The sequence below is a fragment of the Bacillus sp. FSL K6-3154 genome, from assembly GCF_040869395.1.
GTDB classification, from domain to species: domain Bacteria; phylum Bacillota; class Bacilli; order Bacillales; family Bacillaceae; genus Bacillus; species Bacillus safensis.
Map to the genome: position 1 here is coordinate 2,249,919 of NZ_CP152033.1, position 23,050 is coordinate 2,272,968.

At 43.1% G+C, this 23,050-nt stretch carries 25 protein-coding genes; 23 read left to right on the forward strand and 2 right to left on the reverse strand.

Translation table 11 applies throughout. The annotated features are described in order from the left end of the window. Positions 1 to 97 precede the first annotated feature (97 nt). The 3 genes from MHH61_RS11470 (at position 98) to MHH61_RS11480 (ending at position 3,678) form a co-directional block, all read left to right on the forward strand. A complete protein-coding gene (locus tag MHH61_RS11470; protein ID WP_024427371.1) occupies positions 98 to 1,597 on the forward strand; it encodes a DEAD/DEAH box helicase in 1,500 nt (499 codons plus the stop codon). A 115-nt stretch (positions 1,598 to 1,712) separates the two neighbouring features. Continuing rightward, entirely contained in the window at positions 1,713 to 2,192 is a 480-nt protein-coding gene (locus MHH61_RS11475) for a PH domain-containing protein (protein ID WP_024425383.1), read from the forward strand. Beyond that, the gene (locus tag MHH61_RS11480; RefSeq protein ID WP_034622599.1) at positions 2,182 to 3,678 is read left to right on the forward strand and encodes a PH domain-containing protein; all 1,497 of its coding nucleotides are present in this window, start codon (positions 2,182 to 2,184) and stop codon (positions 3,676 to 3,678) included. The genes MHH61_RS11475 and MHH61_RS11480 overlap by 11 nt, the downstream gene beginning before the upstream one ends. Before the next feature lie 54 nt (positions 3,679 to 3,732). Here the strand turns inward: MHH61_RS11480 and MHH61_RS11485 are convergent, their stop codons facing one another. Next, the gene (locus MHH61_RS11485) at positions 3,733 to 4,338 is read right to left on the reverse strand and encodes a rhomboid family intramembrane serine protease (protein ID WP_024425384.1); all 606 of its coding nucleotides are present in this window, start codon (positions 4,336 to 4,338) and stop codon (positions 3,733 to 3,735) included. A gap of 94 nt (positions 4,339 to 4,432) precedes the next feature. Between MHH61_RS11485 and acpS the strand changes: the two genes are divergently transcribed. From acpS to MHH61_RS11555, 14 genes are all read left to right on the forward strand, one after another. Beyond that, entirely contained in the window at positions 4,433 to 4,798 is a 366-nt protein-coding gene (gene acpS / locus MHH61_RS11490; protein WP_024427373.1) for a holo-ACP synthase, read from the forward strand. Between the two features lie 160 nt (positions 4,799 to 4,958). Then, complete coding sequence (locus MHH61_RS11495) at positions 4,959 to 5,975, forward strand: DUF4367 domain-containing protein (RefSeq protein WP_368004447.1); 1,017 nt, start codon at positions 4,959 to 4,961, stop codon at positions 5,973 to 5,975. A gap of 141 nt (positions 5,976 to 6,116) precedes the next feature. After that, positions 6,117 to 7,298: an alanine racemase gene (gene alr / locus MHH61_RS11500; RefSeq protein WP_111927705.1), complete on the forward strand. Its 1,182-nt coding sequence runs from the start codon at positions 6,117 to 6,119 to the stop codon at positions 7,296 to 7,298. Between the two features lie 294 nt (positions 7,299 to 7,592). Continuing rightward, a complete protein-coding gene (locus MHH61_RS11505) occupies positions 7,593 to 7,874 on the forward strand; it encodes a hypothetical protein (protein WP_003214273.1) in 282 nt (93 codons plus the stop codon). A 4-nt stretch (positions 7,875 to 7,878) separates the two neighbouring features. Beyond that, the gene (ndoA, locus tag MHH61_RS11510; protein ID WP_024425388.1) at positions 7,879 to 8,229 is read left to right on the forward strand and encodes a type II toxin-antitoxin system endoribonuclease NdoA; all 351 of its coding nucleotides are present in this window, start codon (positions 7,879 to 7,881) and stop codon (positions 8,227 to 8,229) included. A gap of 116 nt (positions 8,230 to 8,345) precedes the next feature. Next, a complete protein-coding gene (locus MHH61_RS11515; RefSeq protein WP_034622604.1) occupies positions 8,346 to 9,176 on the forward strand; it encodes an RsbT co-antagonist protein RsbRA in 831 nt (276 codons plus the stop codon). Positions 9,177 to 9,180: 4 nt separating this feature from the next. After that, positions 9,181 to 9,549, forward strand: a complete 369-nt coding sequence (gene rsbS / locus MHH61_RS11520) for an RsbT antagonist protein RsbS (RefSeq protein ID WP_003214235.1) — start codon at positions 9,181 to 9,183, stop codon at positions 9,547 to 9,549. Positions 9,550 to 9,551: 2 nt separating this feature from the next. Beyond that, a complete protein-coding gene (locus MHH61_RS11525; protein ID WP_024425390.1) occupies positions 9,552 to 9,953 on the forward strand; it encodes an anti-sigma regulatory factor in 402 nt (133 codons plus the stop codon). Between the two features lie 10 nt (positions 9,954 to 9,963). Beyond that, on the forward strand, positions 9,964 to 10,971 hold the full coding sequence (locus tag MHH61_RS11530) for a PP2C family protein-serine/threonine phosphatase (protein ID WP_024425391.1): 1,008 nt from the start codon (positions 9,964 to 9,966) through the stop codon (positions 10,969 to 10,971). A gap of 59 nt (positions 10,972 to 11,030) precedes the next feature. Continuing rightward, a complete protein-coding gene (locus MHH61_RS11535) occupies positions 11,031 to 11,360 on the forward strand; it encodes an anti-sigma factor antagonist (RefSeq protein ID WP_024425392.1) in 330 nt (109 codons plus the stop codon). Next, positions 11,357 to 11,845 carry an anti-sigma B factor RsbW gene (gene rsbW / locus MHH61_RS11540; protein ID WP_024425393.1) on the forward strand — a complete coding sequence of 163 codons (489 nt, stop codon included), beginning with the start codon at positions 11,357 to 11,359 and terminating at the stop codon, positions 11,843 to 11,845. Before MHH61_RS11535 ends, rsbW begins: the two co-directional genes overlap by 4 nt. Then, entirely contained in the window at positions 11,811 to 12,599 is a 789-nt protein-coding gene (gene sigB / locus MHH61_RS11545) for an RNA polymerase sigma factor SigB (protein WP_024427378.1), read from the forward strand. The genes rsbW and sigB overlap by 35 nt, the downstream gene beginning before the upstream one ends. Then, positions 12,599 to 13,198 carry a PP2C family serine/threonine-protein phosphatase gene (locus MHH61_RS11550; protein WP_024427379.1) on the forward strand — a complete coding sequence of 200 codons (600 nt, stop codon included), beginning with the start codon at positions 12,599 to 12,601 and terminating at the stop codon, positions 13,196 to 13,198. The genes sigB and MHH61_RS11550 overlap by 1 nt, the downstream gene beginning before the upstream one ends. Before the next feature lie 76 nt (positions 13,199 to 13,274). Beyond that, entirely contained in the window at positions 13,275 to 15,434 is a 2,160-nt protein-coding gene (locus MHH61_RS11555) for a Tex family protein (protein ID WP_125587437.1), read from the forward strand. A 19-nt stretch (positions 15,435 to 15,453) separates the two neighbouring features. On the opposite strand, the gene cmpA is transcribed toward MHH61_RS11555, so the two are convergent. Beyond that, on the reverse strand, positions 15,454 to 15,588 hold the full coding sequence (cmpA, locus tag MHH61_RS11560) for a cortex morphogenetic protein CmpA (protein WP_008346893.1): 135 nt from the start codon (positions 15,586 to 15,588) through the stop codon (positions 15,454 to 15,456). A gap of 99 nt (positions 15,589 to 15,687) precedes the next feature. Here cmpA and MHH61_RS11565 point away from each other — a divergent pair, with 99 nt between their 5' ends. The 6 genes from MHH61_RS11565 to MHH61_RS11590 all read left to right on the forward strand — a co-directional run bounded on the left by MHH61_RS11565 (position 15,688) and on the right by MHH61_RS11590 (position 22,893). Then, positions 15,688 to 16,161, forward strand: a complete 474-nt coding sequence (locus MHH61_RS11565; protein ID WP_025093579.1) for a SprT family protein — start codon at positions 15,688 to 15,690, stop codon at positions 16,159 to 16,161. A gap of 199 nt (positions 16,162 to 16,360) precedes the next feature. Further along, entirely contained in the window at positions 16,361 to 17,338 is a 978-nt protein-coding gene (locus MHH61_RS11570; RefSeq protein WP_125587436.1) for a thiamine pyrophosphate-dependent dehydrogenase E1 component subunit alpha, read from the forward strand. Positions 17,339 to 17,357: 19 nt separating this feature from the next. Then, entirely contained in the window at positions 17,358 to 18,395 is a 1,038-nt protein-coding gene (locus MHH61_RS11575) for an alpha-ketoacid dehydrogenase subunit beta (RefSeq protein WP_034622614.1), read from the forward strand. Between the two features lie 17 nt (positions 18,396 to 18,412). Further along, positions 18,413 to 19,546, forward strand: coding sequence for a dihydrolipoamide acetyltransferase family protein (locus MHH61_RS11580; RefSeq protein WP_125587435.1), 1,134 nt, complete (start codon positions 18,413 to 18,415; stop codon positions 19,544 to 19,546). Positions 19,547 to 19,562: 16 nt separating this feature from the next. Further along, positions 19,563 to 20,942: a dihydrolipoyl dehydrogenase gene (lpdA, locus tag MHH61_RS11585; RefSeq protein WP_125587434.1), complete on the forward strand. Its 1,380-nt coding sequence runs from the start codon at positions 19,563 to 19,565 to the stop codon at positions 20,940 to 20,942. Between the two features lie 103 nt (positions 20,943 to 21,045). Next, positions 21,046 to 22,893 carry a sigma-54-dependent Fis family transcriptional regulator gene (locus MHH61_RS11590; protein WP_125587433.1) on the forward strand — a complete coding sequence of 616 codons (1,848 nt, stop codon included), beginning with the start codon at positions 21,046 to 21,048 and terminating at the stop codon, positions 22,891 to 22,893. The last annotated feature ends 157 nt before the right edge of the window (positions 22,894 to 23,050 follow it).

The following is a 23,050-nucleotide window of genomic DNA, read 5'->3' on the forward strand; positions in this document are numbered from 1 at the left end:
GCTTTGTATATAATGGACCTGTCCTTTCAGAAAAGGGCAGTTTTTAATGATCATTCACGAGATTACTGAAACAGCAATTAGAAGGAGTTTGAATAAATTGACTATAACGTTTCAAGATTTTCAATTAAGCGAAAGTCTCATGAAGGCTATTAACCGCATGGGATTTGAAGAAGCAACACCGATTCAAGCAGAAACGATTCCTCTCGGTCTTCAAAATAAAGATGTCATCGGACAAGCACAAACAGGAACAGGAAAAACTGCAGCATTTGGTATTCCTCTGGTTGAAAAAATCGACCCAGCGTCTCCAAATATCCAAGCGATTATCATTGCGCCAACAAGAGAATTAGCGATTCAAGTATCTGAAGAGCTATATAAAATCGGCCAAGACAAGCGTGCACGCGTACTTCCTATTTACGGTGGACAAGATATCGGCCGTCAAATCCGTTCGCTCAAGAAAAATCCTCATATCATCGTAGGGACTCCAGGACGTTTACTCGATCACATTAACCGTCGTACAATGCGTCTTCAAAACGTTGAAACAGTTGTGCTAGATGAAGCAGACGAAATGCTAAACATGGGTTTCATCGAAGACATTGAAGCGATCCTTTCAAATGTACCAAGTGAACACCAAACACTTTTATTCTCTGCGACAATGCCTGCACCAATTAAGCGCATTGCAGAGCGTTTCATGACAAACCCAGAACACGTAAAAGTAAAAGCGAAAGAAATGACTGTATCTAACATCCAACAGTTCTATTTGGATATTCACGAACGTAAGAAGTTTGATACATTGACTCGTCTTCTTGACATTCAATCACCTGAGCTTTCAATTGTCTTCGGCCGTACGAAACGCCGTGTTGACGAATTGACTGAAGCACTTAACCTTAGAGGTTATACAGCTGAAGGAATTCATGGTGACCTGACTCAAGCAAAACGTATGGTTGCGCTTCGTAAATTCAAAGAGGGTTCAATCGATGTTCTTGTCGCAACAGACGTTGCAGCACGTGGACTTGATATCTCAGGCGTAACACACGTGTATAACTTTGACGTACCGCAAGATCCAGAAAGCTACGTGCACCGTATTGGACGTACAGGACGTGCTGGACGTACAGGTATGGCGATGACATTCATCACACCACGTGAAAAAGATATGCTTCGTGCGATTGAGCAAACGACTAAACGTAAAATGGATCGTATGAAAGAGCCTACACTAGATGAGGCGATTGAAGGACAACAGCAAGTAACAGTTGACCGTCTACGCACAATCATCAGTGAAAACAACTTGAACTTCTACATGACAGCTGCTGCTGAATTGTTGGAAGATCATGATTCTGTAACAGTGGTTGCAGCTGCTATCAAAATGATGACAAAAGAGCCGGATGCAACGCCTGTTCGTTTAACAGATGAAGCACCGATGATTTCTAAACGTCATCGTAACAACCGCAGCTCTTCTAAACGCAGAGACGGTGGCGGAGGCGGAGGCTACCGTGGAAAAGGCAAGAACAGCCGTTCATCTTATGGTGATAAAAAGCGTTCTTCAAATGACCGCAATCGTTCTTCTAACGATCGTCGTCAAAAGAAATCTTATAACAACTAACATACAAGAGCGAATCCTTTGCAGGGTTCGCTTTTTTTTAACAAGCTGAAATTGAAACTTTTTAGGCTTTGTTACGTAATATATTGATAGAAAAGTAAGAGAATGGGGGAAGAATGTGAGAAAACAGCCGCAACGTCAAATTAGTTTAAATGGTTTAAAGGTATGGCGTCTTCAAAATGGAATTATCTCATTGATTTTCTTACTCATCATCATTGGGGTATTTGTTGCCAGCTACTATTTTCAATGGCCATATTGGATTGGAGCGATTCTTTCTGGTTTATGGGTCTTACAGGTCATTTTTGGCATTTGGCTCATACCAAAAATCCGCCACCACATCTGGCGCTACGAAGTATTCGAAAATGAAATTGAAATACAGCATGGACTCATTCGCGTCACACGTGTCATTGTGCCAATGGTTCGTGTTCAGCATGTTGATACATCTCAAGGGCCGCTTTTAAGGCGCTACCGTTTGGCATCTGTTCAAATTTCGACTGCTGCCACAGTTCATGATATACCGGCGCTAGAATTAGAAGAGGCAGATGAGCTTCGTGATTACATATCTCGTTTAGCAAGGGTGACGGAAGATGATGTCTGAACCAAAACGTGTACATCCCATTTCGATGTTCATTGATTTTATATCAGATGCTGTATCCATGATCAAAAACTTCATTATCCCTTTTTTCGTGTTGATTTTTGTGAACTCGAATTCGAGCATTCGCTTTTATGCATTTATTATTCTTGGTGTGCTTCTTTTGTGGAAAGCCGTTTTTACCATTTTAGAATGGAGACGATTCACTTACCGGATGGAAGACGATGAATTTCGTGTGGAATCGGGTGTGATTACGAAAAAGAAAAAATATATCTCGTTAGAACGAATTCAAACGGTTAATACAAGTGAAGGCATTTTCCAGCGGATTTTCGGTTTAGTGCGGGTTCAAATCGAAACGGCAGGCGGAACGGATGGTCCAGAAGTGAGCCTGACCGCGATTACAAAAGCAGAAGCGGAACAATTAAAGCAGTCGATTTTCAACCGGAAGAAAAGCTTGCAGGAAGAAGAAATGACGGATGAAGCAGGTGATCTGAATGGCCATTTGACTGCGCAAAAACCTATGCAGGAAGAAATCAATGTCTCCTATCGTATGGGTGTGCCAGAATTGCTTTTGGCTGCGACCACTTCAAGCGGTATCGGTGTCATTATCTCAGGGTGTCTCGCCATCTACACGCAAATAGATGAAATTCTCCCTTTGGACGGGTTCTTCAAGCAGTTCTCTTTTTTAAGCCATGCGAGCATTGAAATCTATGCGATTTTGATATTTCTTGCCGTATTGATCGCTTGGATCTTGAGTGTTGGGGTAACAGCACTTCAGTATGCGAATTTTGCTGCAAAACGAAAAGGGAATGACATCATCATTACAAGAGGGCTCATCGAGAGACATCAAATGACCATTCCACTTGCGAGAATTCAAGCAGTGAAAATCAAGGAGAATATTATCCGTGAGCCTTTTGGTTTTGCGACCGTGATGCTTGTTAGTGCAGGAGGTTCAATTACAGAGAAAGAAACCTCTTCCGTCTTATTTCCGCTCATTCGGAAGAAAAAAATAAATGAATTGCTGTCACAATTCACCGATCATTATCATGTAGCACCAGAAACAGAGCTGAAAAAAGTGCCAAAGCGTTCACTCAAACGCTACCTGATCTCATATGGCTTTGTGCCGTTACTTGCAGGTGTCATCCTGTCGGTACGCTTTCCACCATGGGGGTATTTGGGACTCATTCCGTTACCGCTTGCTCTATTCTTCGGCTATTTAGCTTATAAACAATCAGGATATACAATCAAAGATTCATTGATTCAAATGACATCAAGAGGCATTGGCAAGACCACTGGCATTGTCTTGAGAAAACGAATGCAAAACTATACGATGACGCAATCTTTTTTCCAAAAGAAAGGCCGGGTCGCAAGTATTCACACCTTTGTGAAATCCTCTGCGCTGCTTGATTCCTTTGGTGTGCATCACCTTGAGGAAGAAGATGCGGCACGTGTATTTGATTGGTATTCATATGAAAAAAATCAATCGTCCTAAACGAAAAATGTCGATCAGCTCCTGCTTGAGGAGTGATCGACATTTTTTATGAGATTAATAGCGTCTTTTTTTCGAATGGAAAAGCAGCGTAATCGGTGCTAGAAGCATACCGCCGATCAATCCAAATAAGTGAGCCATGATATTGATGTTCGAATTGACGAACGTCATAATGACAGAAACAGCAAGAATCGTTAAAATCACTTGTGAATTCCCGCGGTCCATCATGTGCGGTTTAAACAGGACAAGGTATAGATAAACCCCAAACAAACCGAAGATCGCACCAGAAGCGCCAACATGTACATACTCTAAAGGCTCCACCCAATAGGTTCCGAGATTGCCAATGAATCCTGCACCAAGATAAATGATCAGAAATCGAACCTTCCCAAGCAAATGTTCAAGCGCTGGGGCGAATAAGAAAAGGGACATGGAATTAAATAAAATATGCGTGAGACTTCCGTGAAGAAAAATAGGTGTAACGAGCCGCCACCATTCCCCAGCCGCTACACCATAATTGAAACCGACGAGATGATCCTGTCCAAGCTGTATAATAGGGATAGGAACCGCAAATATAAGCCACAGGCCAATTTGTAAAGCAAGGATCGCTGTTACGATTGGATACGATCTAATAAATTGTTGAAAGCTCTCCGTTCGAATAAACATAACAAACCCCTTTTGACTAGATATTGGTAAGTTTATAGTAACACGTTTATGAAGCGAACACTTAAATTAGTACGAGTATCATAGGAGGTACCTCATGATTAAAGGCATAGGCATTGATATTGTAGAGATCGACCGTCTTTCGCGAGTACTCAGCAGACAGCCTCGTTTACCGGAACGCATTTTGACTTTAAGTGAGCAGGACGTCTTTCGTACACTCAATGAAAAAAGACAGCTGGAATTTTTGGCAGGGCGCTTTGCGGCAAAAGAAGCTTTCGCTAAAGCATACGGAACAGGAATCGGTCAGCATTTAAGCTTTCATGACATAGACATTCAAAAAGACGATAAGGGAAAACCCTTTATCAAAAGCAAGAAAGCGGAGGGAGATCAGGTTCATGTGTCCATTACCCATACAAAGGAATATGCTGCTGCACAAGTTTTAATTGAAAGGTTGTCAAGCTAGTCTGCATATTGTTTGTCCCCCCTTCATATATTGGGTAGTGCGATAAGGAAGGGCGAGTTGCTAACAGGCTTTGATGGTTCGCGGTACGCAGTTAACTCTTGAGGCGTACTGTTAAAGTCAAACAAGCGGTTTCTTCCTTTTAACACAATTAACGAAGGGGTTGAAAAGGGTGAGAAAAAGCTTTGTTTTGCTTGTAACGGGAATCCTTTTTGTACTGATTCTCTCCGCATGCGGTCAAAAATCTCAGCAAGATATCGTTGGAGATTTAAACAAAAAGGCAGAGGAAATGACATCATACAAAGCCAAAGCAAAAATGACCATTGAGACAGGAAATGACCCGCAGGAGTACCAGGTAGAAATTTGGTACAAAAAGCCGGAGCTTTACCGTGTCTATTTAGAAAATCCGAAAAAGGATCAGAGTCAAGTCATTTTAAGAAATGGCAATGGTGTGTTTGTGCTGACACCTTCATTGAACAAGAGCTTCCGTTTCCATAGTGATTGGCCGAATAATAGCAGTCAGGTCTATTTATTCGAATCACTTGTGAAGGATATTAAAAATGACAGCGCAGCTCAGTTCAAAGCGAAAGAGTCAAAGTATGTGTTCGAAACGAAGACCAATTATCAGCACAACCAAATGCTGCCTACCCAAGAGATTACCTTTCATAAGAAAACAATGGCGCCTGCCAGTGTGAAAGTGCTGGATAGCGACAAAAAGCCAATGGTGAAAGTGGAATTCTCTCACTTTGAATTCAATAAATCCTTTGACAAAGATGCATTTGATGAGAAGAAAAACATGACACTCTCTCAAATGGATGTTGCCACAAGTGCAGACCCATCTGACAGCTTTGCGGTGAAAACACCAGTTGATATGCCAGAAGGCGTGAAGAAGATGGAAAAGAAAGAAATGACGACAGATGCTGGGAAGCGTTATGTGATTACGTACGGCGGCAAGAAATCCTTCACACTCATTCAGGAAAAAGCGCGAGTAGCTGAAGCATCTACGCCTGTCACGATGAACGGTGAGCCGGTCGATCTTGGTATGACAGTAGGGGTTCTGACAGATCAATCCCTCTCATGGACATCTGACGGAGTTGACTACTTAATTTCCTCAAGTGATCTATCGAAAGAAGAGCTTTTGATGGTTGCAAAGAGTGTAGAAGGCCAGTCAGCTAAATAAATGAGATTCTCAGGCGGAAAGCCTTGATAAATGAAGCATCAGCCCTGTGCAAGGGCTGATTTTCTTTGATTTGTTTCACATTATTCTTGATTTTTAGTATCATATGAAGGGATTGAATCATTCAATAGGGAAGTGTGACTGATGGACACAAATGCCTTTTATAGAGACACATGGGCAGAAATTAATTTAACCGCAATCAAGCACAATGTTTCACATATGAAAGATCATATTGGTCAAAATGTTCAATTGATGGCTGTTGTGAAAGCCAATGCATATGGACATGGAGATATAGAAGTAGCAAGAGCTGCACTCGAAGCAGGAGCAGACTTGTTAGCTGTCGCCTTTTTAGATGAGGCCATTTCTTTAAGAAATCAAGGCATTAAAGCACCAATTCTTGTACTCGGCGCAGTACCGCCGGAGTATGTCAAAACCGCTGTTCGATACAATGTGATCATGACCGCTTACTCCATAGAGTGGCTGAGGCAAGTCGCCCATATGGTGAAAGGGCAGATGGGACAACCCATTCGTTTTCATTTGAAAATAGACAGCGGAATGAACCGTTTAGGTGTGAAAACGTTGGAGCAAGTCAGCGAAGTAAAGAAGCTTGTCAGCGAGCATGCTTATTTACAGCTGGAAGGTGTATTTACTCACTTTGCGACCGCGGATGAAAAGGATGAGAACTATTTTGATCGGCAGGTCGACACCTTTCAAACCCTGCTTCAGCCGCTTCATACGGAGAAGCTGCTCGTTCATTGTGCCAATAGTGCAGCGGGTTTAAGGTTTAAAGAAGTGTTGTTTAATATGGTTCGTTTCGGCATCAGTATGTACGGGCTGTCACCATCAGAGGAAATCAAAGATGAACTTCCTTTCAAGCTGGAAGAAGCCATGTCTCTTCATACAAAGCTCGCCCATGTGAAGCTCATTCAAAAGGGTGAGAGTGTCAGCTATGGGGCGACGTATACCGCCAATCAAGATACATGGATCGGTACGGTACCAGTCGGCTATGCAGACGGGTGGATCCGGAAGCTGGCAGGCACGGAAGTACTTGTTGGCGGAAAGCGCCGGAAGATTGCCGGAAGGGTATGTATGGATCAATTCATGGTTGAACTGAAAGAGAATTTTTCAGCAGGGGAGCCAGTCGTTTTGATTGGTGGACAAGGTGAAGAAATGGTATCAGTCGATGAAATTGCAAAAAGGCTTGAAACCATTAACTATGAAGTCACTTGCTCCATTGGCCACCGCGTCCCAAGAGTATATATAGAGGACGGCAAAAGGGTGCATGTGCGGAATCCGCTGCTTCAAGGCGGGTCAAGCTTTTTCTAAGCAGCTTTCACAGGAACGATCGTCAAACTGACATCGTTCCTTTTTATTCTACAAAGAAGGGGTAAACATTCTCCCTTTTTTAGAGATTTTGGAAATACCGTATGATTTTCGGAAAAAAGCGTATAATGTGAAAGAGGAACTCCATTATCATCTTTGATTTACGGGTGAACAGCCGCTTCATGTTCTAATAAGAAATCATGAAAAAACAGCTTTGCTTGCGCATTGAATAATGGTATGATTAGTCTTGGAATGGATCGAAACGGTATCCGTAAGTTTTGTGGAGGTGTATGTTTTTTGTCTGAATCCAGCGCAACAAACGAAATGAAGATTCGACTACCGGAGGCTTTGATGTCTGAAATCGAACGAGTAGCAGAGCAGGATAAGGTAACAAGAAATGAATTGATCTACCGAGCGACAAAAACGTATATTCGTGAACGTAATATTCGACAAAATCGTGAATCGATGAGACGCGGCTACATGGAGATGGCGAAAATTAATCTGAATATCTCTTCAGAGGCACAATACGCAGAATTTGAGGCTGAGAATACAGTTGAGCGATTAGTCAGCGGGGGTTAAACATTTGATTGTTAAACGCGGTGATGTTTACTTTGCTGATTTATCTCCTGTTGTTGGCTCCGAGCAGGGCGGGGTTCGCCCAGTATTGGTGATTCAAAATGACATTGGAAATCGCTTCAGCCCGACTGCTATCGTTGCAGCCATAACAGCCCAAATACAAAAAGCGAAATTACCGACTCACGTCGAAATTGATGCAAAGCGCTACGGCTTTGAGCGAGATTCTGTCATTCTCTTGGAGCAGATTCGTACAATCGATAAACAAAGATTGACAGATAAAATCACACATCTTGATGATGAGATGATGGAGAAGGTTGATGAAGCCTTACAAGTTAGTTTGGCTCTTATTGATTTTTAATATGGTGAGATTTGGTTGCTCTCTTGGGAGCAACTTTTTTTTGTGTTCAATTTTTATTAACGTTATAATGAAGGAAGACTAAAAGAAGTGCTGTTTATGTACGTAGGGGGTAAAACATGTCGAATCATATCGTGTTAGCTTTTGCAAGAGAGCATCGAGAGGAATTACAAAAAGAGTGGACGGAAATACTGAAACGACTCGGAGAAAAAGAAACGGACATGATGCTGAACGACAATATGTATGAAACCATCTGTTCGGAATATGTTCAATTAATCATTACATCTCTTTCAGAAGGGTATGCTGAAGATTTTGAAGAAAAAGTGCAAACTTTTGCTTTAAAAATTGTTCAAATGGGTATATCACTTAAGTTACTGGCAAATGGTCTAACAGAAATCCGTTCACATTTATATCAAAAAATGAACGATGACAAAGATACAACAGAAGAAAGTCATGACCTCATCTGGCAAATTGATCGATTCATCACACCTATTCATAACGAGATCTTAAACCAGTATTCCATCTCATGGGAGAAAACAGTCAACCTTCAAAAAATTGCGCTGCAGGAACTTTCTGCCCCGCTGATCCCAGTATTTGAGCACATTACCGTCATGCCGCTTGTTGGAACAATTGACACAGAACGTGCCAAAAAAATTATGGAGAATCTGCTCAACGGTGTCGTCAAACATCGCTCACAAGTCGTCTTAATTGATATTACGGGTGTACCTGTCGTTGACACAATGGTGGCGCATCATATCATTCAAGCATCAGAGGCTGTGAGATTAGTAGGTGCGAAGTGCTTGCTTGTCGGTATTCGTCCAGAAATAGCCCAAACCATTGTGAACCTTGGAATTGATTTATCTCAAGTTACAACAAAGAATACCCTTCAAAAAGGAATTCAAACTGCTTTGGAAATGACAAATCGAAAAATTGTTTCATTGGAGGGATAACCCAGTGAGAAATCACCCGAAGATTCCAATCTTAAAACTATATAACTGTCTTCTGATTTCGATACAGTGGGAGCTTGATGACCAAACAGCTCTCCACTTTCAAGAAGACTTGCTGAATAAAATTCATGAAACAGGAGCAAACGGTGTTGTCATTGACCTCACATCCGTTGACATGATTGATTCCTTTATTGCAAAGGTATTAGGTGATGTGATCACGATGTCCAAGCTCATGGGGGCAAAAGTTGTATTAACAGGAATACAGCCGGCAGTCGCTGTGACGCTGATTGAACTTGGAATATCGCTTGAAGAAATTCAGACAGCACTAGATCTTGAACAAGGGCTTGAGACACTGAAGCGGGAATTGGGGGAATAGATATGAAAGACCAATCCTGTGTAAGAATATTGACGGAATGGGACATAGTCGCAGCAAGACAATTGGGGCGCAATGTTGCAAAAGAACTTGGATTTGGAACAGTTGACCAAGCAAGAATTACGACGGCCATTTCAGAATTAGCTCGAAACATTTATTTATACGCTGGTAAAGGTCAGATTTGTATAGATGAAGTGATGGAGCGCGGAAAGCGTGGACTCAAAGTCATCGCAGCCGATGAGGGGCCAGGTATCATGGATATACGTAAAGTAATGGAAGACGGATTTTCAACATCAGGCGGACTCGGAGCAGGTCTTCCGGGCGTCAGACGACTGATGGATGAATTTAAATTAGATTCTGCACCAGAACAAGGAACGGAGATACAAGCTGTTAAGTGGCTTCGCTAGGAGGGAAACCATGGATTTTAAGGAGGTAATGGAGCAGCGGTACCATCAGCTGCTCAGTCGTTATATCAGTGATTTAACTGAAACATCGCTTTATCAAGCTCAAAAATTTAGCCGTAAAACCATTGAGCATCAAATACCTCCTGAAGAAATAGTGAGTGTTCACCGAAAAGTGATTCAGGAGCTTTACCCTGATTTGCCGGAAGATGTTTTTCATTCACTAGACTTCTTAATTGAAGTCATGATTGGGTACGGACTTGCCTACCAAGAACATTTAACACTCAGAGGCATCCAGCAAGAAATAAAATCTGAAATCGAAATTGCTGCAAATGTTCAGCAAACCCTTCTGGAAACGAAAATTCCAGAAGGAGATACCTTTGATATTGGTGCAATTAGTGTACCGGCAAAACAGATGAGTGGAGATTATTACCACTTTGTAACGGATCACGATACAATCAATATCGCGATCGCAGATGTCATTGGAAAGGGAATCCCGGCTGCGCTCTGTATGTCGATGATTAAATATGCGATGGATTCCTTGCCAGAGTCAGGGAGCGGCCCAACAAAGGTGCTGAAAACCCTGAATCGTGTAGTCGAGCAAAACGTAGACCCAAGTATGTTTATCACGATGTTCTATGGCAGCTATAATAAAGAAACGCATGAGTTTAAATACGCATCGGCTGGTCATGAGCCGGGCTTTTTCTATTGCAAAAAAGAGAACACATTTTACGATTTAGATGCAAAAGGGCTTGTCCTTGGGATCGCACCAGACTTTGACTACAGACAGTACGAGAAGCATTTGGACGCAGGAGACATGGTGATCTTATTCTCTGATGGGGTCACAGAATCCAAGTCAGAGGATGGTTTCTTAGAGCGGGAGGACATCAAAACACTCATATCTGAGCACCTATCCTACTCAGCTCAAGAAATGGTGGATGCCATCTACGCCAGCTTACTCAAACTGCAGGATTTTCAGCTGCACGATGACTTTACTTTACTTGTTCTCAAAAGAAAGGTTTAGAAAGTGAACATGCGGGTATATAAAACTTTAGGAAACAAGAATTTCGAGGTGAATGCATAATGAATATGTCTGTAAAAGAGCATCAAATAGATCAAAAAACGAAAATCAGTGTCAGCGGAGAAATTGATGTGTACTCCGCTCCTGAGCTAAGAGAAACGCTCATGCCTAAAGCTGAGGCGGGAGAGCATCTTGAAATCTGTCTAAAGGATGTTACGTATATGGATAGTACAGGTTTAGGTGTATTCGTTGGGCTGTTTAAAGCTGCTCAAAAAGCAGGTGGCACATTAAAGCTTGAGAACTTGTCAGAACGGCTTGTAAGGTTGTTTGAAATCACTGGATTAAAGGACATCATTGACATTTCTGCAAAGTCAGAGGGTGGGGTACAATGAACGAATCAGTAGATCTAATCGAGATGAAAATACCGGCAAAACCAGAATATGTAGGCATCATTCGCTTGACTCTGTCAGGCGTAGCGAGCCGGATGGGCTATGCCTATGAAGAGATTGAGGACTTAAAAATTGCCGTCAGTGAGGCCTGTACAAATGCAGTTCAGCATGCCTACAAAGGTGAAGACGGCGAAGATGGAGAGGTGGCTGTTCGCTTTCTTGTCTACGAGGATCGTCTAGAAATCATTGTCGCTGACAAAGGCGGTAGCTTTGACTTTAAGCAAAAACAGGAAGACCTCGGACCGTACACATCTGCTCATACGGTGGATCAATTGGCAGAAGGAGGTCTTGGTTTATACTTAATGCAAACATTGATGGATGAAGTCGAGGTGCAAGCAAACTCCGGAGTTACCGTAGCGATGACAAAGTTTTTAAACAGGGAGCGAGTTGACCATGACACAACCATCCAAAACTATGAAACTAACTAAAGATGAAGTAGACCGCCTCATCCAAAGCTATCAAACCAATCAAGACGAGCAGGCGCAGCTGACGCTGGTCGAATGCTATACAAACTTGGTTGATATGCTGGCGAAAAAATATTCTAAAGGAAAAAGCTTTCATGAGGACCTTAGACAAGTTGGAATGATAGGTTTACTTGGCGCTATTAAACGATACGACCCGCTCGTCGGTAAATCATTTGAAGCCTTTGCTATTCCAACCATCATCGGGGAAATCAAACGCTTTTTACGAGATAAGACATGGAGTGTCCATGTACCAAGGCGGATTAAAGAGCTTGGACCAAGAATCAAAATGGCAGTTGATCATTTGACAACAGAGACACAGAAATCACCTAAAGTCCAAGAAATTGCAGAATACCTAGATGTAACAGAAGAAGAAGTACTTGAAACCATGGAGATGGGCAAAAGCTATCAAGCACTGTCTGTTGACCAAGGCGTAGAGGCTGATTCTGAAGGAAGTACTGTGACGATTTTAGACGTTGTCGGCTCACAGGAAGAGGGCTACGAACGTGTGAATCAAAAAATGATGCTTGAGAGTGTGCTTCATGTGCTGTCGGATAGAGAAAAAGAGATTATCAATCTGACTTACTTGCAAAATAAGAGTCAGAAAGAGACAGGCGATTTGCTTGGTATATCCCAAATGCATGTATCGAGACTGCAGCGAAAGGCAGTGAAAAAACTGCGAGATGCATTATCAGAAGATGCGTCTATGGAGCTAGGGTAATGAAGCAGATTGAACAGCATGAGCATGTAAACGCCATTATTTATCAATCGAATAAAGAAGGAAAAGCATGCTGCGGGGACAGTTTTTTTATTAAAGCAGATGATGAAGAACTAATTTGTGCTGTAGCAGACGGATTGGGCAGCGGCCAGTACGCCAATGAATCATCTTCTTTAGTCAGCGAAATTGTCGAAGAATATGGACATGAGGATGTGGCGGCCCTCATCGACAGATGCAATCAGGCTATGAAAAATAAACGCGGGGCCACTGTGGCCATATTAAAGGTGAATTTTTCCCAGCAGCAATTTACCTATTGTTCGGTTGGTAATATTCGGTTTATCTTGAATGCACCTTCTGGCGACTATATTTATCCACTTCCGACATCAGGATACTTATCAGGGAAACCTAGAAAATATAAAACATACACCTATTCCTACGAAAAAGGATCGATATTCATTATGTATTCAGACGGACTGAATGTGCCAAACATGCGCATGTGTTTAAAGCATGGACATTCAGTTGAAGACATCGCCAAACAGCTTGAAACATACACACAAGACAAAAAGGACGATCTCACCTATGTACTTGGTCAGCTCACGTAAAATAGCTGACCTTTTTTCTGTTTTGCCGGTTTTTTTGATACACTAAAAGAGAAGACACAGTGAGAGGATGCAAAGTATGAAGACATCTGACTTTTTATTGAAACAAATTGCGACAGAATTAAAGCTTTCAACAAAACAAATTGAAAGTGTGATCAAGCTTTTAGAGGATGGCAACACCGTCCCGTTTATTGCCCGTTATCGGAAAGAGCAGACAGGCTCACTGGATGAGGTGCAAATTCAAACCATTTCAGAGCGCTATACATATATCCAAAATGTCATGAACCGAAAAGAAGAAGTCATTCGTTTAATTGCTGAACAAGACAAACTGACTGATGAATTAAAACAGAAAATTGAACAAGCGCATAAACTGCAAGAGGTCGAAGATTTATACCGGCCATTCAAACAAAAGCGCAAAACAAAGGCGAATGTAGCCAAAGCAAAAGGGCTGGAGCCGCTGGCAGAATATTTACTCACGCTGCCAAGCGATCAGATCGAGAAGAAAGCAGCTGCTTTTATTAACGAAGAAAAAGAAGTGGCAAATGTAGAAGAGGCACTTGAGGGTGCGCAGCACATCATTGCTGAACAGCTTGCAGATGATCCTGATATGCGAAAATGGATTCGCAGTGAAACGTACCAAAAGGGTAGTCTGGTCACATCAGGAAAAGACGTCGAAAGCGATGAGAAAAACGTCTATGAAATGTATTACGATTATCAAGAGCCAATCAAAAAGATTGTCCCGCACCGTATACTAGCGGTCAACCGCGGGGAGAAAGAGGGCATTTTAAAGGCAGCCATCGAACCACCTGCTGAAAATATTCGCTTCTATCTCGACAAACAAGTTCTAAAAGGCAAACAGACGACGGCGAGACCGTTTATTGAAGCGGCAATCGATGATGCGTATAAACGCCTCATTCAGCCTTCCATCGAGCGAGAAATACGAAAAGAGCTGACAGAAAAAGCAGAGGAACAAGCGATTCATATTTTTGCTGAAAACTTAAGAAAACTGCTGCTTCAGCCGCCGATGAAAGGGAAACGTGTACTTGGAGTCGACCCCGCATTTCGGACAGGCTGCAAATTAGCCGTCGTGGATGATACAGGCAAAGTCCATCATATTGGCGTCATTTACCCGCATCCGCCCGTGCAGAAAAAAGCGGAAGCGAAACAAAAAGTCAAAGAGATCATTCAATCATCAAACATTGAAGTCATTGCGATTGGAAACGGTACAGCCTCAAGAGAGACAGAACAATTCATTGCAGACTTGATTCAAGAACTGGATCAGCCGGTGTCTTATTTGATCGTGAATGAAGCTGGAGCAAGTGTTTACTCCGCATCAGCGCTGGCACGAGAAGAGTTTCCAGATCTGCAAGTCGAAGAGCGAAGCGCCATCTCAATCGCTAGAAGATTACAAGATCCTTTAGCAGAGCTCGTGAAAATTGATCCGAAGTCTGTCGGTGTGGGCCAATACCAGCATGATGTCAGCCAGAAGCAATTAAACAGCTCGTTAACCTTTGTGGTAGAAACAGTCGTCAACCAAGTTGGTGTAAACGTCAATACCGCCTCACAGGCGCTGCTGCAATATGTATCAGGCCTTTCAAAAGCCGTCGCAGGGAATATCATCAAGCGCCGCGAAGAGATTGGGAGATTCACAAGCAGAAAAGAATTGAAGGATATCCCAAGGCTCGGTGCTAAGACATATGAGCAGTGTATCGGTTTCCTTCGCATTACAGACGGACAAGATCCGCTTGATCGTACAGGTATTCACCCTGAGAGCTATAAAGAAACAAAACAGTTTTTACGCATGATCAACATGACGCCAGACGATCTTGGCACAGAGCAGTTAAAAGAGAAAATTGCTGAAGTGAAACTGGACGAAGCAGCCCAGCAGCTGGACATTGGGACAATTACACTTCAAGATATCATTGATCAGCTGACAAGACCTGAGCGTGATCCACGGGATGAAGTGCCAAAACCGCTGCTCAAAACAGATGTGTTGAAATTGGAAGACTTGAAGCAAGGAATGGAGCTGCAAGGAACGGTGAGAAACGTTGTGGACTTCGGTGCATTTGTTGATATTGGTGTAAAGCAGGATGGGCTTGTGCATATTTCCAAGCTAAGCAATCGTTTTGTGAAGCATCCGCTTGACGTTGTATCAGTTGGTGACATTGTGACCGTATGGGTGGACTCCGTTGACCAGACGAAAGGCCGTGTTGCCCTCTCCATGCTGAAACCAGAGTAACAAAAAAACGAGGCGCACCTTAGGATGGGGTGTGCCTTGATGTGACTGAATGTTTTTTTCTATAGAAGTACCAGCATTGATTCAGCAATTTGATTTGATAATGATTTTTCTCATAAAATGCCTTCTGCATCTGATTTTTCAGCCAGTTGGGCATCGCCCATTCCTCCTTTGATCGAAACAGTGGATGTACCTTCAATGTATGCATAGGGGAAATTGTCCCGTTCGAGGTTTTTATAGAAAGGAACGATCTTGATTGAACGAGAGAGAGTTACAGCAGTTAACAGAGCACATTTCCCAGCAGTTCTTTGGCAAGGCATTCCGCCATCAGGCTGTTTTTAATGACCGTCTAAAAACGACAGGCGGACGATATTTACTTGGTACACACAACATCGAACTGAACCGCCGATACCTAGAGGAGCATGGACGAGAAGAATTAATCGGAATCATCAAGCATGAGCTGTGTCATTATCATCTGCACCTTGAGGGAAAGGGCTATCAGCACCGTGACCGTGATTTTAAAGCGTTATTAAAACAAGTAGGAGCCCCGCGTTTTTGTACACCGCTAAAGACCGTACAAAATAAGCGCCGTGCGGAGAAACGTCATGAATATATTTGCACAGGATGCGGCCGGTCTTTTATAAGGAAAAGACGGTTTGATACCTCTCGTTATGTATGCGGCGTCTGCAAAGGGAAATTAAAGTGGCAGCGTACAACCGATTCATTGTGACAAGCATTCCTCTATGGGGGTGCTTTTTTTGTTTCTATAGATGTGTGGACATATTGAGACAAAAAGAGACGCATGTCTCATTTTGTCTCTTTTTTCATCGGTATGATTCGTTCAAATCCTAAGTGTTCATGCGTCGTCATGTTGGCACGATTTTTGCTTGTATAGTAGTGCAAGCAAAAAAGATAGGAGGTTTTACTAAATGGAAATGGCATTGACTAAAGAAAAAGCCGTATGGATGTATCAAAAGATGCAGGAAATCCGCCAATTTGAAGACCGAGTGCACACGCTTTTTACAAAAGGAATCTTGCCGGGGTTTGTCCATCTTTATGCTGGCGAAGAAGCTGTTGCCGTAGGAGTCTGTGCTCATCTGAATGAAAAAGACAGTATTACAAGTACACACCGGGGCCACGGCCACTGTATAGCGAAGGGCTGTGATCTAAAAGGAATGATGGCAGAAATCTATGGGAAAGCAACAGGTCTCTGTAAAGGCAAAGGCGGATCCATGCACATTGCAGATTTTGATAAAGGAATGCTTGGTGCCAACGGAATTGTTGGAGGGGGCTTTCCTCTTGCGTGCGGGGCAGCCCTCACAGCTAAATATAAAAAGACAGAAAATGTAAGCGTTTGCTTTTTTGGAGATGGTGCAAACAATCAAGGGACTTTCCACGAAGGAATCAATCTCGCGGCCATCTGGAAACTGCCCGTCATTTTCATTGCAGAAAACAATGGGTACGGGGAGGCGACACCATTTTCCTATGCTTCAAGCTGCAAATCAATCGTAGATCGAGCCGCCGGTTATGACATTCCTGGGATTCAAGTAGATGGAAAAGATGTGATGGCCGTTTATCAAGCCGCAGAGCAAGCAATTGAACGAGCAAAAAATGGAGAAGGTCCGACATTGATAGAATGCATGACATATCGAAATTATGGCCATTTCGAAGGAGACGCCCAGCGTTACAAAACCAATCAAGAAAAAATAGAACATCAAGAAGAGAGAGATGCGATCGCTCTTTTTAAAAATGAATTGATCAAGCAGCAGCTGCTGACGAATGGGGAGCTATCAAATATTGAAGCGGCTGTAGCAGAAGCGATAGATGAAGCCGTTACATTCAGTGAAGAAAGTGAATATCCAGATCAGGCCGAATTATTGACCGACGTGTATGTTTCGTATCAATAAATCAAAGGGGGAGAGGAAAATGACAAGAGAAATCAGCATGTCTAGTGCATTAAATGAAGCGATTAAACTTGCCATGAGAAGAGACGAGGATGTCATTTTAATGGGGGAAGATGTTGCTGGAGGCGCTCATGTCGATCACTTACAGGATGATGAAGCATGGGGCGGTGTGCTTGGTGTAACGAAAGGAATCGTTCAGGAGTTTGGGCGTGAGCGAGTTCTTGACACACCGATTAGTGAAGCTGGCTATGTAGGTGCGGCCATGGCAGCAGCTTCCACAGGGCTAAGACCAATTGCAGAACTCATGTTTAATGATTTTATCGGCACCTGTCTGGATCAAGTGCTGAATCAAGGAGCAAAATTCCGATACATGTTTGGCGGAAAAGCAGAGGTACCGATCACGATCAGAACGACACATGGGGCGGGTTTTAGAGCAGCTGCTCAGCATTCGCAAAGCTTGTATGCGCTATTTACAAGCATCCCTGGATTGAAAGTGGTGGTGCCTTCTTCACCATACGATGCCAAAGGATTGCTGCTGGCAGCCATCGAGGATCAGGACCCTGTCATCTTTTTTGAAGACAAAACGCTTTACAATATCACAGGAGATGTTCCAGAGCGATACTACACGCTGCCGCTTGGCAAAGCAGATGTGAAAAGAGAAGGCTCAGATGTGACCATTTTTGCAGTAGGTAAACAAGTTCATACAGCACTCGAAGCGGCCGAGCAATTAGCTGCCCAAGGAATTGAAGCAGAGGTGATTGATCCAAGAAGCTTGTCACCGCTCGATGAAGAGGCCATTCTAACTTCAGTAGAAAAAACAAATCGGCTTGTCATTGTAGATGAAGCAAATCCGAGGTGCGGAATTGCCGCAGATATTTCTTCTCTGGTTGCGGATAAAGGGTTCGATTTACTTGACGCTCCAATCAAAAAAGTGACGGCTCCTCATACACCGGTTCCGTTTTCACCACCGCTTGAAGATATCTATTTGCCGACACCTGAAAAGGTTGTGAACACCGTATTAGAGATGGTTGGAAAGAGTCATGACAAGATCTTGAACTAAAGAAAGGAGAGAGGGAGATGGCTGTCGAGGTTGTGATGCCGAAATTGGGCATGTCAATGAAAGAAGGAACGGTATCTGTCTGGAATAAAGAGATCGGAGAGACCGTAAATAAAGGGGAAAGCATTGCAAGCATCAACTCTGAAAAAATTGAAATGGAGATAGAATCACCTGCAGAAGGAACCATATTGGATATAAAAGTGCCTGAGGGAGAAGGTGTACCGCCTGGCACGGTCATCTGCTATATCGGTGAAGGAAATGAACAGGTCGAGGAAAAGAAAGAAAAAGACCTGCCGCCAAAACAAAAGAAAGAGAGAAAGAAAATCTCCCCTGTGGCACGTAAGATTGCTCAAAGCGCTAATCTGGATATTCATACACTAGTGGGAACAGGTCCAGATGGGAGAATCACGAAAGCGGATGTGCTTCGGGCACTTCCTGATGAAAAAGAAAAACAACACAATGAACCAACAAAGCCTCAGCCAGTCAGCATGATGCGGAAAACCATTGCCTCGCGAATGATGGAAAGCCTGCAAACAAGTGCACAATTAACAATAACGATGAAAGCGGATGTGACAAAGCTGACAGCATTACAGTCTGAGTTGAACGAAACAGCCGCAGGACGACACGATATGAAATTAACCATGACCGATTTTGTAGCCAAAGCAGTGGTTCTTTCCCTGCTAGAGCATTCTGCAATGAACAGTCAATATCAGAATGATAGAGTCGAAACTTTTGAGTATGTTCATCTTGGAATCGCTGCTGCTTTAGATCACGGTCTGGCAGTGCCTGTTATTCAGCACGCGGAAAAACTTTCACTTATTGAGCTGGCGAAGAGCATCAAATCGTATGGCAAAAAAGCACGTGAAGGCAAACTTCTCCACGATGAAATTGAAGGCTCTACCTTTACAATCACTAACCTAGGCGCCTATGGTGTGGAACATTTTACACCGATTTTGAATCCGCCGGAAGCAGGTATTCTTGGCGTTGGTAAAGCGGATCACATGCCTGTATATCATGGGAATGAATTATGTAAAGGGACGATCCTGCCACTCAGTCTGACATTTGACCATCGCGTGCTGGACGGGGCTCCGGCATCACAATTTTTATCAACTGTTAAAGCGTATTTAGAAAATCCAGTATCCATTCTTTTATAGGAAGAAGGTGAAATGAATGACGCTTGTCATTATAGGAGGCGGGCCAGCAGGATATGTGGCGGCAATAACAGCCGCCCGTTTTGACAGAGAGGTTTTACTAATCGACCAAGGCCTGTTAGGAGGTACCTGCCTGAATGAAGGCTGTATTCCAACGAAAGCACTTTTGCAAAGCGCTGATATGTACGAGCATGTGAAATCAGCTGGACACTTTGGAATTGAGCTTCCAGGGAAGGAGCCTGTCATTCATTGGGATGCCGTTCAAAGGCGGAAACGGTCAGTCGTCAAGCAGCTGACTGATGGCGTTCGTTATTTGATGAATAAAAACAAAATCAGCGTGTTAAATGGGAAGGCATCATTTCTTTCAGCACATGAGCTATTGATAGAAAGTGAAGGGAAATCTGAAATCATTCAGGCAAAACAAATCATTATTGCTTCAGGATCAGAACCTGCTGCTTTACCTTTCGCCCCATTTGACAGAGAGTGGATCATTGATAGTAAGGATGCGATGACGCTCCCTTCAATACCAGATTCGCTTTGTATCATTGGTGGAGGGGTGATCGGCTGTGAGTTTGCAAGCATCTTTAGCCGAATGGGATCAAAGGTTGTCATGGTGGAACAGGCAGCACACATTTTACCTGAAGAAGATCACGATACGGCTAAATGTCTTCACGATCAGCTTCAAAAAGCAGGTGTGGAGATTTTGACATCAGCAGCAGTCAAACAGCTTGATGCAATTTCAAAAAAAGTGGTCATTGAGAAGGATCATGGGGAGCGCTGTGACATCCAGTCTGATCATTGTTTAGTCGCCATTGGCAGAAAGCCGAGGCTGGGAGAGCTGAATCTTGAGCAGATCGGCATTGAATTTGACAGGAACGGCATCTGTGTGAATGAGCATATGCAAACCAATCTCCCGCATATCTATGCGTGCGGTGATGTGACAGGCGGCGTTCAGCTTGCTCATGTTGCTTTTCATGAAGGAACGATTGCGGCATCACATGCATCAGGTGAAGATGTAAAGGTCAATGAACAAGTGATTCCAAGGTGCATCTACACGTCTCCAGAAATCGCTAGTGTCGGTTTAAATGAAGAGAATGCTAGAAAACAATATGGGGAGATTCGAATAGGGAAATTCGCATTTTCTGCAAATGGAAAAGCATTAATTTTAAATCAGCCAGCTGGTCAAGTAAAGGTCATTGTTGAACCGCAATATCAAGAAATTTTAGGTGTATCCATCATCGGGCCGAATGCAACAGAACTGATTGGACAAGCGGCGGTAATGATGCATACAGAGTTGACAGCTGATACATTAGAGCAGTTTATTGCGGCACATCCGACACTCTCTGAGGCGATACACGAAGCCTTGCTGCAAACAAATGGACGAGCGGTGCACTGCTGATAGATAAACTTTCTATCTGAATGACTTCCTGGGTCAGCCAATAATTGAAAGCGCTTTTATAATTATCTATAATGGATAAAAAGCCCCCAGAGGAGAGGATGGAATGAATCCGACGCCTTGTTATTTAAATACTTGGAAACGTTTTGTTCATGAAGGTTTGCTTGATAGGTCTCGTCTGGATAAGAGAGTGATGGAGTCATGGCACAGATGTAAACAGGCAAATGTGAACCCGTATTTAGATAAAGGACAGTCGTTGTTAGAAAAGGAATTATTCAGTATTCAAAAAAAGAAGTACTCACTATTCCTAAATGCTGCTCTTCCTTACTTAAATAAAATCAGTCAGCAATTAAAAGAATCAGACATGATGGCATTACTTATCGATGCAGATGGTTATGTGCTAAGTCTGACAGGAAGCCAAAGGACGCTGGTCGAAGCGAAAAAAATAAATTTTATGGAGGGCGCGCGCTGGACCGAAGCCGATGTGGGAACGAACGCTATTGGAACGGCACTGGTCATTGGGGAAGCCGTAGCGATCAACGGAACTGAGCATTTTTCAGTCGCTTCCCACCATTGGAGCTGTTCAGCGGCCCCTATTCGTGATGCAGACGGCACGATCATAGGAGTCATTGATATCTCCTGTATGGCGGATCAAAATCATCCTTTTATGCTTGGAATGGCTTCAACAGTTGCATATGCCATCGAGAGAGAAATTCAGGTCCAGCAAAAAAGGAAAGAGATGGAGCTGGTCAGTCTTTGTCTCCAGCAGGTAGAAGTGGACGAGCCGTATGTTGTCTGTAATGAGAAAAAGCAGATTGTTTTGGCAAGCAAGCCGATTAGAGACCGGTTTTCAGACTGGTACGGAATGGATGTTGAGCTGCTCATGGCTGATACATTTGTTACACGGGGCAAGCAGATCATTCAGTCAGAACAAGACGGAAAGCTGCTTGGGATGTCTTTTTCTCTTGAAGAAGCAGCGAAGAGTAATATAACCGTTTCTTTTGCTCAATTTCCCGGGGAATCTGGAACAAGTACAGTATTTCAGCAGACGCTCAGCGAATTGAAACGAGCGGCACAAACAGATGTAAATGTATATATTTGGGGAGAAACTGGTACAGGGAAAGAACTGGCCGCTCGAGCGATTCACTTAGCTAGTGAAAGACATAAAGGACCGTTTATTGCCGTTAATTGTGGAGCCATACCAGAAAGCCTGTTAGAAAGCGAACTATTTGGTTATGCTGAAGGAGCTTTTACAGGGGCAAAACGTCATGGAGGAAAGGGGAAATTTGAACAGGCGCATAAAGGAACGCTCTTTTTAGACGAAATTGGCGAAATCCCTTATGCGATGCAAGTGGCGCTTCTTAGGGTCATTGAAGAAAGAAAAGTCGTACCGCTCGGCGGGACACACGAAATCCCTTTGGATATTAGAATCATTACAGCGACACACCGAAATATGAACGAACTGATGAAGGAAGGTGAAATACGAGAAGATTTGTATTACCGACTTCATGTCTACCCAATCAACATCCCGCCGCTTAGAGAAAGAAAAGAAGACATTGTTGATTTATATCGTTACTACCAAAAGAAACACCAATGGAATGCAGCATTTCCTGAATCCTTTTTTCGTAAGCTAGAAGCGTACCATTGGCCTGGAAACATACGAGAGCTTTTTAATCTGTTTGAACATATAAGGGTTCTGTTTCCTAAAGGAGGATGGATTGGTGAATCGCAATATACGGCGGTATTAGAGACGATGGATCAGAAAAAGCAGAAGCTGCCTCCAGTAGAATGTACCGAGATTCCAAAAGAGCTCACGTTTAGGGAACGCATTCAAAAGCAAACAGTGATAGAAGCACTGCACAAAACAAAAGGTCATGTGTCAGAAGCAGCGAGGTCAGCAGGGGTGCCAAGAAGCACCTTTTATAAGTGGATGCGAAAGTATAAGCTGTCATGAACCTATAGGGAGCGCAGCAGCAAGGAGACCTTGGTCTTTCAGTTAGAGGTCGGGGTCTTTCTGTCATGTCTAAACAGAAAACAAAAAGGAAGGAAGAAAGGCTTGACTGTTATATTAGTATATGTTAAATTATAAAAGCCGTCGCTAATGAGACAGG